Here is a 13,349-nt window from a genome sequence, read left to right as displayed (position 1 = left end):
ACGGAGGCCAGCGGATCGACGCGGGCGACTCAGCACGGCCCGCAGGGTGTGACGACGCTGTCAGCGGGTTCGACCGCTGGGAACTGGTCTGCGTCAGCACCAGTCGGGTCGGCGTCGGGCTGTCGTCAGCCACCGGTCGGAGCTGGCACCAGTCGGGCTGCCGTCAGCCATCAGTCGGTGTCAGCGGCGGATTCGTGACGGCCGGGCCGGGCCGAGACGGGCCGGGCTTGTGCCTGGGTTGCCGAAGACAGCGGGTCAGGATGACTTCGTGTGGCGTGGATGTCTCGCGCGCTCGCTGCGCGGACGCGGGGGCGACCGGTCGAGGCCGTGACCGGGTGCGGGCAGTCCGGCGCGGAACAGCCCGTAGGTGATCCGCCGTCGGACGGCGGACTCCAGTTCGTCCCGGAGCGGACCGTCCCGCAACCGCGCGCCCGGGCCGAGCAGCCCTTCGACGACGGCCAGCGCACCATCGGTGTCGCCGTGGTCCAGGCGTTCGCGGATACCGGCGAGGCGGTCCGGATGACGATGCACCTGGTCGATGACCTGCAAGCAGGGCAATGGAGTGCCGGTCAGCGCGACCAGCAGTTCCTCCCGCCGAATTTCGGCCGGATCGTGGTCCAGGGCGGTGAGCACCCCGTTCACGAAGCCGATCCGATGCCGGGCCCCTCGGCATTCCACGATCCGCGGACCGCCCGCGTCCGTGGAGCTCCCGGGTGCGACAGTAGGCGACCAGCCCGGGCCGAGTGCTGCGGCGACCAGGGGATGGAGCCGATCCGCGGTGATCGCGCCGGCTCGGAGCAGCATCAGATCGGGGAGCACCCAGGTCGCGGCATCGGGCAGGACCGGCAGCGCGGAGAGTGCACCGCGCGAGTTGTTCCGGGCGATCCGCACCACCGGCTCGTCGTCGATCCCGCTCGGCGACACCGCGGGCTCGCCCACGTCCAGGACCACCCGCCGCCGTGCGCCGTACCGGACGAGAATCAAGCCGCGCGGTACCGGATCGGTGAGTTCCCCAGCTCGTAATCGCTCGGCCCGCAGCAGAATCGCCGCTTCGGCCGCCCACCGGTCCACGGCGCAACCTCGCGATGCCAGGGCCGCGCCGAATTCCGTCGCACTGGAACAGATCTGCCGATCACCGGCACGATGCCCGCCGCCTGCGTTGCGCGCTTCCCGTTCCACCTCACCCCCGGCGCGCATCTGCCATTGGTCAGCGGTGCGTACCTCGGGTTCCCCGATCCCGGAGCGCGCTCCCAGCTCGGCCGTGCTGCGCGCGTCCCACAGATGGCGGTGCAGGTCCAACCGGAATCGCCGGTCGGGCCGGGGATGTGGGTGCGCCGTCGTACCGGACCCGTCCCACAGCGCGAGGCTGATCCGCTGACCGGCATCGGCCCAGGCAGGCGGGGTGCGGACCACCAGATACACGAAACCTGTCTCGCCACTGCGCGTTCCGTCATCACCGTAGCGCGCCAATGCCATCGTCAACCCGGGCCGGAGCAATCCGTCGGGCGCGACGCGGGGCAGATGCCAGCGCAACAGGTCCGGTGCCAGATGACGCAGGTCGGCGCGTATTCGGGCAGCGAGTTCCCGGCCACGGGTCCGTGCCAGCGCCCGAAGGTCGAACTCGACATCGACGTGCGCGGCGGCACACGCCCCGGCCCAATCAGCGACCCGCCGCCGCGCGGTCGCGGCTTCGATCATGGCGGGTGGCACGGCGAATTCACGCACGCGCACCCAGAAGGCGAGCCGGGAATAATCCCACGGCGGATCCTGCGAAATGTCCGCTCGATCGAGCGGGAAGGAAGCCGGTGCGATGACCGGCATGGGGCTCAACGGCCCGGGCGTTCAACGCCCTTTCGACTGGAAGTCATGGGCCCAGTATGCACAACGCCGAACCACCCGACAAGCGCCCCCGCCCGACGATGCCCTCGGAGCCGAGGTCAAGGGCACAGGGCGCGCTCCAGCACGCCGACGACATCGGTTTCCCGGTCGGGTGACTTGGTCAGTACGAGGGTGAGTGCACGTCCGTCCTCGGTGGCGCCCGCGATGGTGAAGAAGCCGTCGATGCCGCCGTTGTGCCCGAAGTAGTCGACACCGCACGGCAGCGTCGTCCGCATCAGGCCGAGCCCGTAGTCCGACCCGGCCTCGGAGCCCATCGGCAGACCCTCCCGCATGAGCGCGAGTTCGGCGGGCGCGACCACCTCGCCAGCGAGCAGCGCCAGGAAGAACCGGTTGAGGTCGGCACCGGTGGCGATCAGCGCGCCCGCCGTCCACGGCACCGAAGGCTCCAGCCGGGACACATCGGTGACGACCCCGTCGACCTCGCCGTAGCCGCGCGGGTGCGGATCCCGGATCTCCTGGTCACCGGATGCGGGCAGATAGGTTCCGGTCAGCTTCAGCGGCTCGAGGATCCGCCGGTTCAGTTCATTGGGAAACGCTGCGCCCGTGACCTTCTCGACCAGCATCCCGGCCACGATGTAATTCGTATTGCTGTACCGCAGTTCGGCGCCGGGCGCGAAGTCAGCGGGCGCGCGCAACGCGAAGGCGACGATCTCCTGCGGCGTGACGGACCGTTCCGTAGCAGCCGCCTGGAACTCCTCGAAGCCCTCGGCGTCGGTGTAGTTCGGCAGCCCACTCTGGTGCCGGAGCACCTGGCGCACCGTGATGGCGGCGCCATCGATGCCGGCACCGCGCAGCAGACCCGGCAGATACGTCTCCACCGGGGTGTCGAGATCGACCTTCCCCTCGGCCACCAGCTGAAGCACCACCGCGCTCACGAACGGCTTCGTCACACTGCCGACCCGCACATGCTGCACGGGTTCGGTCGGCATCGGCGTCCCCGCCGCCATGTCGGCTAGACCACCGGCCAGGGTGATCGTCGCCCCGTTCTCAGTCACCGTCGCCAGCACCCCGGTCACCCCCGCCGCCACCAACTCGTCGACATCGGCCTGCACCGACACTCGCCGCTGTTCCGTCACCCCGGTCCCGGAATCGGGTCCGGATGCTGTCGAGCATCCGACGAGCGGGACAAGGACGACAGCTAGAACCAGCGATAGGCGACGCATGCCCTCCATGGTAGGAAAGTCGTTCGCCACCAACATGAAACCGCACACCCGCGCCCACAGTGAGGCTGTGTCCTCCCGCACCGCGAACAGCCTTGGGCGCCGGCTCCGCACCGACACTCGTATATCGCGGCACGCCGCCGCGAGTAGGTTCGAATGATGCGGGCTTCGTGGAACGACGGCGAACAATATCTGGTCCGCTCGGTCTCATGGACCGGCGGAAGTCCACACCTGGACGTGTTCGGTGCGGACTCATCGGCACGATGCGCGGTCCCGCTGGTGGGTGCCCGATTGGCGTTCACGGTGTCCGGCGCGGGCCGGTTCTGCACCGGCCGCTCCGCGTTCGACCGCGCAGGCAACGGCCGGTTTCACGATTGCGATGGTCGTCGTCCGGCGCTCACGGGTCGGCAATGCGCGGAATGCGCCACCGCCGACGAGTTCCGTTTCATCCATCACGCGCACCGCGGCGGATACCTGCCCGCAGGCCTGCGTGCGTACGTCGCGCAGCCGCACTGGGTCTATATCGCCACTTTCGCCGACGCGTCGAACAAGGTGGGAACCGCCGTGCATCCCCGCAGGCGTGTGCGATTGGACGAACAGGGGGCCATCCGCGCGACCTATCTGGCCTGGGCGGACACCGGCGTGACCGCGCGGGTGTACGAGGACTTGATCTCCAGCGAGCTGGGTGTCGTTCAAGCCAAGCGGCGCAGCGCGAAGCTGGCGGCGCTGGTGCGGCCACGCCCGACCGCGCAGATCGAGGACGCACACGGCCGAGCCGTGGAGGTCGCGCGGGAACTGCTCGCGAAATCCTCGGCCGTCCTGCCGCTCGAACCATGGCGGCCACCGGCCGAACACGCCGGTTTCGCCGGCGCGGCAGGACGAACCGACACAGTCGAGTATCCCCATTCGCTCACCTCCGGCGATCACTGCCTGTCGGTGGCGGCAATGGTCGGCTCGGCGGCATTGGTGTCGGTGAACGAGGACGAGGGCTTGTTCGTGGCAGACCTCGGGGCGTTGGCGGGGCGGCGACTGGTACCGGGACCGGTTCGATCACCACAGATATCGACTCAATTGGGCTTGTTCTGAGGGGGATTCGGCCCGGGGATGTTCGCTGATGGGCCCGATTGCTAGGCCGCGTGGGTGAGCCGCGCGGCGGCCGCGCCGACGGTCGGTCCGTTGCTGACCAGGGTGCGCATGAACCGATCCTGTTCGCGCGCACCACGAATCGCCGCGCGATCGAGTCCACCGGGGAGCAGCCGGGTGGCCGAGCGCACGACATTGGCGGGGATGCGGATCGCCGGGTACCACGGCACGATCACGGTCGGCAGTCCGAGCGCGCGCATCGTGGAGCGACCGAGGAAGGTTCCCGTCACCGACAGATGCTGGGCGTAGGCGAGCCGGCGGCGGATCTCGGGCAGCCGATCGTAGTTCCACGACAGGGGATCTCGTGACATCGGCACCGCGAGCAGGCGGGTCGACTCGTCGGGGTCGGCCAGGGCGGACAGCGTGTGCACCAGCACGCGCACACCGTCGCGGAACGAGTGCGGCAGCCACTGCTCTTCGACACCGAGCAGCCAGCCCACGTAGCGGACCATGTGCGCGACGGCATCGGCGTCGGCGGGCGTGAGCACCATGCCGAGGCCCATCCCCCCGATCGACGGGGCGATGAAGGCGCCGACCAGCGTGGCCGCCATATCGGTCTGGTTGATGGGCAGACCCCAGTCCTCGGCCTGCCAGTCCGGCATGGCGACCACGTGGCGGCGGACGAACGCGTGGATGAGCCGCACCCGGATCGTGGACTGGTAGCCCAGGCCCAGCGGGGACAGTCCGTCCTCGGACAGGACGTCCATCGCCCACTGCATCGTCTCGGCCCACCGCTGGTTGGAGCCCTTCTCCAGCGCTCCCGTGCGCAGCAGCGTCTTGTTGAAGCCGGAGAACTGGTAGCCGCCGAGCATGGCGACGTCACGCGCGATGTACATGCCGTCGGATCCGCCGCTGAGCAGTACCTTGGTCCCGCGCACCAGCTTGTCGCGATCGACCCACGCCGGAACGGTCTCGACCTCGGCGAAGAACGCGCGCAGCGGTTCGGGCGCCTCCGGCACCGCCCCGATGCCATGGGTGAGCGCCCGATCGAACAGCGGCCGCGTCTGCTTCGAGCCGGTGGCGACCATCCAGTCGACCAGCCCGTCCATCGCGTCGTCACCGACGAGCAGGCCCTCGCCTAGGCGCCGCCACTGATCCTCGTCAGGGCTGCGGACACCCAGCATCGCCGCGAAGCCGCCGACAACCGCCGGGACGCGCTGGGGCCGATCGGGGTGACGGGTGGGAACGGTGGTCATCGGCACTCCTCGTTGAGCGACGCAAATTGGATAACATCTGATATCCAAAATAGGTCGACTGCTAAAGTCCTGTCAATGGCGCGTGCGGAAGTGGTCCGGTCCTACCGGGGAATCAGCGCGGCGAGCCGACGGGACGAACGCCGTGACAAGCTCCTCGCCGCGGCCCGCCAGATCTGGGGCGACGCCGGGCTGGCCGAGGTCACCGTCCGTCGCGTGTGCGCCGCGTCGGGGCTGACCCCGCGCTACTTCTACGAAGATTTCGCCACCAGGGACGCGCTCGTCCTCGCCGTCGCCGAGCAGGTGCCCGAGGAACTGTTCACGGCCATGGTCGAAGCCAGTCAGGCCGAACCGGGCGGGCTCGAGCGCAAGCTGCTGCGGGCATTGACCACCTATCTCGACGCGATAGCCACCGATCCGAGCATCCACCGCATCCTCACCAGCGACGCGCACAGCGTCGCCGGCCTCGAGGAACTGCGCACCCGCGCCATCGGCATCGTCACCGATCTCGTGGTGCAGTACAGCGCGGAGTTCCTCGACACCCCCGCCAACCCCGAGATCCGGCGCCAGGAAGCGCTTTTCGTCGTCGGCGGGGTCAACCAGCTCGTCGAGGCCTGGCTGCGCGACCCTCGCCAGCCGACCACCGACCTGGCCGAACTCTGCACCGAACTCGCCCTCGCCCTGGTGAACCGCTCCACCTGACGCACCGATGACTTTCGGGGGATTCCGTCGTCTACACCTCTGGAGAGACCGACAGACAGGAGTCCAGGTATGGGGAGATCTTTTCGTCTCGACACGACCACGGTCCAGGCCAACGGTGTCGATCTCGGCATCGAGAGCTTCGGCCGCGAGGACGATCCCCTCGTCCTCCTGATCGGCGGCACGACAATGCTGTCCTGGCCCGACGCACTGTGCGAGCGGCTCGCGACGGGCGGGCGGCGCGTGGTCCGCTACGACCTGCGTGACTCCGGCACCTCGACGACTCTGGACCCGGAGCATCCGGCGTACGACCTGCGGGACCTCGCCGCCGACGCGGCCGCGCTGGTCGACGCGCTCGGTACCGGGAGCGCCCATCTCGGTGGGGTCGGCGTCGGCGGGATGGTCGCCCAGATCGCCGCACTCGACCACCCGGAGGTGTTCTCCGCACTGGCCCTCGTCGGCACCCGGCCGGTAGCGCCGGGCATGGTCGACGAGGACCTACCCGACCACGACCCCGCGGTCATGAACGCGTTGTTCTCCCACCCGATGCCGGACTGGACCGACCGGAACGCCGTCGCGGTGTTCGCCGCCCAGGGCGCGGAACTGATGGGTGACGACCCGGACCACGCGCGGACGACAGCGGCCCGAATCTGGGACCGGACACCGGCCGACGATCCTGCCGTCCACCAGGCGAACCAGCTCGGCATGGTGTTCTCCCGAATCGACTGCGCCCCACGGTGGCGCGAGCGGCTCGGCGAACTCGACCTGCCGACGCTGGTGGTACACGGCCGCGCCGACCCGTTCTTCCCACTCGGCAACGGCGAGGCCCTCGCCGCCGAGATCCCAGGGGCGCGACTGCTCGTCCTCGACGACATGGGCACCGCCCTGCGACCCGCCGCGTCGGACCGGGTCGCGGCCGCCATGCTCGCCCGCTGACCGCGGGGCCATCGTGCTCCGCGCCGAAGGACGGCTCATCCGTTTCGGGTGATGCCGGGGCACTTCTCCGATGGTTGGCTGGTTCGCGAATTGTCGCGCGCGACCCGCAGAGGAGTGCTTGTGAGCACATACCCACCGATCGCCGAGCACGGCATCGTCGGCGACCTCCAGACCGCGGCTCCGGTGTCCTCCGACGGAACCATCGACTGGTGGTGCGCACCGCGATTCGACGCACCGAGCGTCTTCGCCTCCCTGCTCGACAGCGAGCGGGGCGGCTACTGCCGAGTCACGGTCGTCCTGACCACGACGAACGGCGGCGGCCTCGCCCCCGCACCGCCGACCTGGGACGAGGAACTCGATCGCGTCGAGAGCGAACAGCCGATGGCGCGGTGAGCCAGGTGTCGGCGAGCTCCGGCGCACCGCGCGGCGTGCTGGTACCACTCGCGCTGGCACAGTTCATCTGCAGCTTCGCGGGTTCGAACATGAACGTGATGATCAGCGACATCAGCACCGACCTGGACACCACGGTGCAGGGCGTACAGGTGGCGATCACACTCTTTCTGCTGGTGATGGCCGCGCTGATGATTCCCGGAGGCAAACTCACCGACCGCTACGGGCGCAAGCGCTGCTTTCTGGCGGGTCTGCTGGTGTACGGCGTCGGAGCACTGCTCAGCGCGGCGGCGCCGGGGCTCGGAGTTCTCATCCTCGGCAACTCCATCCTGGAAGGCATCGGCACCGCGCTGCTCATTCCGCCGGTCTACATTCTCGCCACCCTGTTGTTCACCGAAACAACCTCGCGGGCCAAGGCATTCGGCGTCATCATGGCGATGGGTGGCATCGGGGCCGCCGCCGGGCCGCTGATCGGCGGACTCATCACCACCACCCTGAGCTGGCGCGCGGCGTTCCTGTTCCAGGCCGTCGTCGTGCTGCTCATCGCGGTGCTCGGCCGCCGCATCGACGACCCGCTCCCGCCGGACCCGAGCACGCCGTTCGACATCACCGGGGCCGTGCTGTCAGCGGTTGGCCTGACCCTGATCGTGCTCGGAATCCAGTTCGCCGACAACGACATTCGACTGACGGTGGCCCTGGTCGTGCTCGGCGCGCTGGTACTGCTGGGTTTCGTGACGAGCATCCGAGCCAAGGAACGTTCCGGGCGTGAACCGCTGGTCGCGACGAGTATGTTCACCGATCGCATCGCCAACCTCGGCCTGGTCACCCAGCTCACCCAGTGGCTACTGCTGATGGGCACATCCTTCGTGGTGGCGACCTACCTCCAGGTCGTGCGTGGATACAACGCCATCGAGACCGGCGTGATCTTCACTGCCGCCACGCTGGGGCTCCTCGCGTCCTCGCTCGCCGCGGCGCGACTGGCGCGCAGGTACCCGCAGCGCACCTTGATCCGCGCGGGATTCCTGGTCTGCATCCTCGGCGTCGTGGTGCTGCTCGCGCTGGCCGACCGTTCCCTGAACCCCTGGGCATTCGCTCCCGGCCTCCTCCTGATCGGTCTAGGACTCGGCACCATGCTCACGCCCTCCGTCACCGTGGTTCAATCCAGCTTCACCGAGGACCAGCAGGGGGAGATCTCCGGATTGTCCCGCAGCGCGTCGAACCTCGGATCCTCCCTCGGCACCGCCCTGACCGGCACCATCCTGGTCGCCGGCCTCAGCAGCGGCGCGTACGCCGCCGCGATGATCACCCTCGCCGCAGTCGGCCTCGTCGGTTTCATCGCCGCGTCCTTCCTTCCTGATCGCACCATCACCGACCCCACCCGAGCCGACGACCGAGCCGGATGACGTGCGGCGGTAGGATTTCGCTATGACAGCCTCCGGGGGCGCGTCACGAGCCCAGCACGAGGACGAGTTGTTCAACCGCCTCGAACAGCGCCTCGAGTCACTCGGTCTCCTCACCGATTCGCGCCGCACCCGCGGACCCGCGGAACGCTCGATGCTGCGAACCCTGGCGACCCGCGAGCGTCCACTCGCCGACCCGGACGGGTTCACCCGCGCGCACCGGGGCCTGGCCCGCGCGCTGGAAGCGCTGCTGCTCAATGCGCGCCGGGCGCCGACCCTGTCTCGCCGCTTCGGGCCGATGCGTCCGCTGATGACACCGATGGTCGCCTTGGTGGCCAACTGGATTCAGTTGCGCCACGCGCGCGTCGTCATGCGCGACGTGCGACTGCTGTACGCGTTGCGGGAGGCCAACAGCGTGGTGATCTCGCCGGAGCATCTGGCACTGCGCCGGGCCCGCGCGCAGATGCAGACGCTGTGGGACATGAACAGCACCCGGCTCGGGCTGCCCGTGTTCCTGATCAGCGGCGCGTTCGTGTCCGGACTGGTCGGTCTGCTGCGGGCCGCGATCACCCCTGCCCTCGGCAGCGCGGCGGTCGCCGTGGCTGTCCTGGCGATCGCCATCGGCGGCCTGATGGTGGTCGCGGCGGCGTTCCTCCTCGGCGCCTCGATCGCCAGGATGCGTTTGCGCCTGTCGCTCACGGCACCGCTGGAGGCGGTGTATCGCGCGATCGGCTCGGCCGCCCCGCCGCCGCGCGATCGCTGCTATCTGGTCGCGCTCGTCGCGCTGGCCCTGTTCGCCTCCGTGGTGATCGCGATCCCCACCGGGGTCTACCTGCTGTTGCGGCCCTAGGTCGACACCCCCGCGAAGGCGAACGGCTCGGCCGGCACGAACGCGTCCGAGGCGTTCCCCGCCGTCCCGGCCGCCTGCAAGCCCGCGACATCGAGCCGGCCGACGGACCCACTTTCGGACAGATCGAGCTCGTTCACATTCACCCAGAACACCCCGGGCGACATCGCGGAGTCGAAGAAGTAGGTCAGATCCTTGTGATCGGCGACCGTGCGCCACCGGGTCGAGGAGATGTTGGGCTGGTCGGGAGTGCTGATCCCGTACGGCACGGAGACGTTGCGGATGACACTGAACACGCTGGCGGTCGCCTCCCGCTTGTCGCTCACCTGCGGCACGGCGTTGACGTAGAACCGGGCGCGGGCGAAGCGGTCCGCCGCACGATTGGTACCCGGCAGCATCACCGTGCCGCCGATCTCCTCCCAGTACGAACTGATGGCCAGCTGCTCGTCGAAAGTCGGCGAGTTCGTCATCACCTGGTAGGCCCGGTCGTGGTGAACGACCAACCGACCCTCGACGTATTCGAAGATCGCACTGTCACCCGAGGCATCCGACACCGACAGGTGCATCGTCGCCAGCCGATCCTCACCCGGAACGGCAGCCGTGAACACCACGAACTCACCACGCTCGAGCTCGGCGACCGTCTCGGCCACAGTGGCGAAGTTGTCGAGCACATACTGCGCCCACGCCGCCAGCGACAGCAACGGCTTACCGGAGTCATCGGCCGGATAACTGGACTCGACCAGCCACAACACATTGGCGACCAGCCCCGCCTCGTTGATCCCATCGGTGGTGGCGATGTCGTAACCACCGGCGATCACACTGCCGTAGCGCGAGGTCCATTCCAGCGACCGCGGCCCGGCGGCCCCTTCACGGGCGAGACCGCGGGGGAAAACCCACAGATTCGTTCCGACATCGGTCTTCCAGTCCATACTGCGCGCCGTGAGAACGCGATCCTCAGGACCGCGATACAGAAGTCGTGTACACATTGAGCAACCCTCCGATCAGTCGGGGACGCACATTGCTACCGACCGATTCTGGCACGCATGCCTGCCGAGCACACCGAGCCGACACTCGACTCTTCGCGCGATTGCGCTTCCGGTTACCCGCTCGATCACCAGCCCGGCGACCAGGTAGTGCCGCACACTGCAACATCACGGTCGCAGTTGGTTCAGCAGGGGAAGGATCGCTTGCCCGAGCGAGACGGTGCCGAGCCGGACGTCATCGGTGATTGTCAGGCCAGGACCGCTTGGACTGGAAGTATTGGGTTGCCTCGGGCGAGTCGGTGTAGTCGAGGAGGTTGCCGATCTTCCTGGCGAGTGCTCGCCGGACCTCTTCGGGCGTGGCGAAGAAGAATTCGCGCCTGAGGTTGGCGTGGTTGAGTCGATTGGGTCCGAATTCTTTGTGCAGTTCGTTCTCGAGGGTTACCGCGTCGTCGGAGAAATACACCGCGTGGACATCGAAGGGGAACGGGACCGAAGCGCCGCCGAGTTCGCGAACCCGGTCGAGGGGTTCGAGTCGACGGGTGAGCCCGATCTTGACGACGCCGGGCCCGAAGGCACCGATATTGGAGATAACGTAGACGTATCCGGCGCGGATATTCGCGGCGCGGAAGTCGTTTTGGGCGATGGCGTCGGCGATGCGGGACAGCTGGTCCTCTATCTCGCGTGTGTCCTGCCCTGCGTCGGTGAGGCGTTGCAGCACTGAGCGGTAGTGGGCTTGTTCCTTGTCGAGTCGCTCCCGTTCGGCGGCGAGTTCTTGCTCGACTTTGCGTTCCTCACGCAAACGTTCTCGTTCCTCGCGGGCGGCTTCGCGTTCTTCCTGAACCTTGACCATGTAGTCGGCGGTGAGCTCGAGCTCCTTGATCCGCAACGCGTGGTAGGCGGGCGCTACACGCATTTGCATTGCAGCGCCCAGCTTTTCGATATCCTTCGCCGCTTTGTCCAGTCGTCTTTTGGCCGTGTCGAGGTTACCAGCGCGGATGGTGCGAACGCAGTTCTCGGCCTCGGCGTTGTAGGCCCGCAGCATCAGCTTCGACAGGTCCGAGGTCAGTCGCCGCCCTTCCGCGAGGGAGTTGTTGAAGCTGAACTTGTTGGCGACCACGACCGCGTCACTGGTTTTGACCGCTTCACGGATATCCAGCCGGAGATCGGCCAATGCCTGCTTGTAGCTGTCGGCGTTCTCCAGCGGGTGGTGGTACTCGTAGATTCCCACTTCTTGCAGAACCAACGCATCGTCGACGTTGATGATCCTGGGGTCACTCGATGATTGCTGCACAGCGGGCGTGACGCGAGGACGAGTATCGAGTCGCTCGGCGAGTTCGTTGACCTTGTCCTGCAGGTCAGCGCATTCGCGTTCCTTGACGATCAACATTCTGCGCAGACCGACGATCACTTCCTGTTGATCACTCATCCACGCACTCCATGGTTTGCCAAGGGCACCAGCCCGTATGGGTTCTTGGACACGGCACCGGCCAGATGCGCCAGGGTGTCGGCGGGTTCCACGCGAGACAGATCGATCGGCAGGAAGTCCGCCCGATCGGTTGCCAGCCTGACGAGGTCGACGCGGGTGTCGTGTCCGGTAGCGCTATCGATCGCGTCTACCGCGACGGTCAAGGCAATGCTGTCGATGATTTCCTCACGATCGGCCTCGAATACCTCGTGTGCCGTACGCAAAGCGAGCCGGGCTACCGCAGATGCGTAGCGGCGCTTGCGTTCGGTCGCCGGGAGCGGGCTCTCGGTGATCTCGTCGTTCGCTTTGTTGTAGCGGTATGTCTTCGTGGTCGGGAACGTATCGGGATGAGGTGCCAGGACCGTGATGCGGAGTTCGCGATCCCCGGCGTCGAAGGAGTGTTCATGGGAGACCTCGAAGGCTTCGGGGTAGACCGAGTTCGCCAGGACGATGCCGACATATTCGTCCATCGCCGCGGGACGACGCTGCCGTAACCCTGAGATCAGATCGTCCAGGCGAGCGTTCGACTCGGCGATCTCTCGGTGACGTTGCGTGACGGAATGCTCGTGTTGCCGGCGCGCGTCGGCCAACGCAGCGAGTCGAGCGGATTCCGCCTCCCGCCAGCGTGTCCGTATCTGGGCGTTGAGCTCGAAGATCCGACCGAGGGAGTGCTGCCAGCGCTGGGTGAGCTCGGCGTATTCGCGGTGCGCTGCCTCCATCTGAGCGGCATGCTTACGGTTCCCGCCCAGAGCTCCGGAAATACCTGTGGGCGGCGCTGGTGCCACGAAGATCGGTCGTTCCGGCAGAGCGTGGTAACGGGGTGTCGGCGATGGCGTGAGCAGTTCGTGCCCATCGAAGGCGATCTCACCCGGTGATTCGCGCAGTGCCTCCAAGTCGACCCAGTCATCGACCTCGAGAGTCGCCGCGAGCAGGTTGTCGATCTCCTCGTAGGTCGCGTTCAAACGCGCGTTCTTCTCTACGACCTCGGCCTCGCGGGCGGCGATATGAGCGGCCTTCGCGGCGCGTTCCGCCGTCGCACGGTCGGCGGCTGACGCACGCTGAAACGCGGCGGTTGCGCGTTGTTGCTCACGCGCGTATCGCTGCGCCTCCCGCACAGCCGCGTCGTGCGCACGAATAGCCGCTCGCTGCTGCTGGGCTTGGCGCTGTTGTGCTTGTCGATGTTGGTGTTGCAGTTCAGCGAAGAACCCCCTGCGTCGCGCCACCGCACTCCCCT

12 protein-coding genes are annotated in these 13,349 nt (G+C 67.7%); 6 read left to right on the top strand and 6 right to left on the bottom strand.

Annotated elements, in window-relative coordinates; genetic code table 11:
* Positions 1-255: 255 nt before the first annotated feature.
* Both ACFVVM_RS01535 and ACFVVM_RS01530 read right to left on the bottom strand, forming a co-directional pair.
* Positions 256-1,698: a hypothetical protein gene (locus ACFVVM_RS01535; protein ID WP_387616701.1), complete on the bottom strand. Its 1,443-nt coding sequence runs from the start codon at positions 1,696-1,698 to the stop codon at positions 256-258.
* A 239-nt stretch (positions 1,699-1,937) separates the two neighbouring features.
* Positions 1,938-3,062 (bottom strand): serine hydrolase domain-containing protein, encoded by a 1,125-nt coding sequence (locus ACFVVM_RS01530; protein WP_387611842.1) that lies wholly within the window; start codon positions 3,060-3,062, stop codon positions 1,938-1,940.
* A gap of 276 nt (positions 3,063-3,338) precedes the next feature.
* Here ACFVVM_RS01530 and ACFVVM_RS01525 point away from each other — a divergent pair, with 276 nt between their 5' ends.
* Complete coding sequence (locus ACFVVM_RS01525; RefSeq protein WP_387611839.1) at positions 3,339-4,145, top strand: DUF2797 domain-containing protein; 807 nt, start codon at positions 3,339-3,341, stop codon at positions 4,143-4,145.
* A gap of 41 nt (positions 4,146-4,186) precedes the next feature.
* Here ACFVVM_RS01525 and ACFVVM_RS01520 read toward each other — a convergent pair whose 3' ends face one another.
* Positions 4,187-5,398 carry an oxygenase MpaB family protein gene (locus tag ACFVVM_RS01520; RefSeq protein WP_387611836.1) on the bottom strand — a complete coding sequence of 404 codons (1,212 nt, stop codon included), beginning with the start codon at positions 5,396-5,398 and terminating at the stop codon, positions 4,187-4,189.
* Positions 5,399-5,473: 75 nt separating this feature from the next.
* Between ACFVVM_RS01520 and ACFVVM_RS01515 the strand changes: the two genes are divergently transcribed.
* The 5 genes from ACFVVM_RS01515 (at position 5,474) to ACFVVM_RS01495 (ending at position 9,670) form a co-directional block, all read left to right on the top strand.
* Positions 5,474-6,097, top strand: coding sequence for a TetR/AcrR family transcriptional regulator (locus ACFVVM_RS01515; protein ID WP_387611833.1), 624 nt, complete (start codon positions 5,474-5,476; stop codon positions 6,095-6,097).
* Between the two features lie 69 nt (positions 6,098-6,166).
* A complete protein-coding gene (locus ACFVVM_RS01510) occupies positions 6,167-7,030 on the top strand; it encodes an alpha/beta fold hydrolase (RefSeq protein WP_387611830.1) in 864 nt (287 codons plus the stop codon).
* Positions 7,031-7,150: 120 nt separating this feature from the next.
* On the top strand, positions 7,151-7,423 hold the full coding sequence (locus ACFVVM_RS01505) for a trehalase-like domain-containing protein (protein ID WP_387611827.1): 273 nt from the start codon (positions 7,151-7,153) through the stop codon (positions 7,421-7,423).
* Positions 7,420-8,823: an MFS transporter gene (locus tag ACFVVM_RS01500; protein WP_387611824.1), complete on the top strand. Its 1,404-nt coding sequence runs from the start codon at positions 7,420-7,422 to the stop codon at positions 8,821-8,823. The genes ACFVVM_RS01505 and ACFVVM_RS01500 overlap by 4 nt, the downstream gene beginning before the upstream one ends.
* 22 nt (positions 8,824-8,845) lie before the next feature.
* Complete coding sequence (locus ACFVVM_RS01495) at positions 8,846-9,670, top strand: hypothetical protein (protein ID WP_387611821.1); 825 nt, start codon at positions 8,846-8,848, stop codon at positions 9,668-9,670.
* Here the strand turns inward: ACFVVM_RS01495 and ACFVVM_RS01490 are convergent.
* From ACFVVM_RS01490 to ACFVVM_RS01480, 3 genes are all read right to left on the bottom strand, one after another.
* Complete coding sequence (locus ACFVVM_RS01490) at positions 9,667-10,653, bottom strand: linear amide C-N hydrolase (RefSeq protein ID WP_387611818.1); 987 nt, start codon at positions 10,651-10,653, stop codon at positions 9,667-9,669. The genes ACFVVM_RS01495 and ACFVVM_RS01490 overlap by 4 nt on opposite strands.
* Before the next feature lie 232 nt (positions 10,654-10,885).
* The gene (locus tag ACFVVM_RS01485) at positions 10,886-12,076 is read right to left on the bottom strand and encodes a DUF4041 domain-containing protein (protein ID WP_387611816.1); all 1,191 of its coding nucleotides are present in this window, start codon (positions 12,074-12,076) and stop codon (positions 10,886-10,888) included.
* Positions 12,073-13,338 carry a hypothetical protein gene (locus ACFVVM_RS01480; protein WP_387611813.1) on the bottom strand — a complete coding sequence of 422 codons (1,266 nt, stop codon included), beginning with the start codon at positions 13,336-13,338 and terminating at the stop codon, positions 12,073-12,075. The genes ACFVVM_RS01485 and ACFVVM_RS01480 overlap by 4 nt, the downstream gene beginning before the upstream one ends.
* Between the last annotated feature and the right edge of the window lie 11 nt (positions 13,339-13,349).

Origin of the sequence: Nocardia sp. NPDC058176 (genome assembly GCF_042883805.1) — a bacterium.
In the GTDB taxonomy this organism is placed as follows: domain Bacteria; phylum Actinomycetota; class Actinomycetes; order Mycobacteriales; family Mycobacteriaceae; genus Nocardia.
The sequence above is the reverse complement of the archived record's forward strand: the minus strand, read 5'-3'. Positions and strand labels throughout refer to the sequence as shown.

What these genes read in the sequence shown, in the direction of transcription:
- ACFVVM_RS01490 (WP_387611818.1), bottom strand. Translation starts at nt 10,653, where the DNA reads ATGTGTACACGACTTCTGTATCGCGGTCCTGAGGATCGCGTTCTCACG.
- ACFVVM_RS01520 (WP_387611836.1), bottom strand. Translation starts at nt 5,398, where the DNA reads ATGACCACCGTTCCCACCCGTCACCCCGATCGGCCCCAGCGCGTCCCG.
- ACFVVM_RS01485 (WP_387611816.1), bottom strand. Translation starts at nt 12,076, where the DNA reads ATGAGTGATCAACAGGAAGTGATCGTCGGTCTGCGCAGAATGTTGATC.
- ACFVVM_RS01495 (WP_387611821.1), top strand. Translation starts at nt 8,846, where the DNA reads ATGACAGCCTCCGGGGGCGCGTCACGAGCCCAGCACGAGGACGAGTTG.
- ACFVVM_RS01510 (WP_387611830.1), top strand. Translation starts at nt 6,167, where the DNA reads ATGGGGAGATCTTTTCGTCTCGACACGACCACGGTCCAGGCCAACGGT.
- ACFVVM_RS01515 (WP_387611833.1), top strand. Translation starts at nt 5,474, where the DNA reads ATGGCGCGTGCGGAAGTGGTCCGGTCCTACCGGGGAATCAGCGCGGCG.
- ACFVVM_RS01535 (WP_387616701.1), bottom strand. Translation starts at nt 1,698, where the DNA reads ATGATCGAAGCCGCGACCGCGCGGCGGCGGGTCGCTGATTGGGCCGGG.
- ACFVVM_RS01530 (WP_387611842.1), bottom strand. Translation starts at nt 3,062, where the DNA reads ATGCGTCGCCTATCGCTGGTTCTAGCTGTCGTCCTTGTCCCGCTCGTC.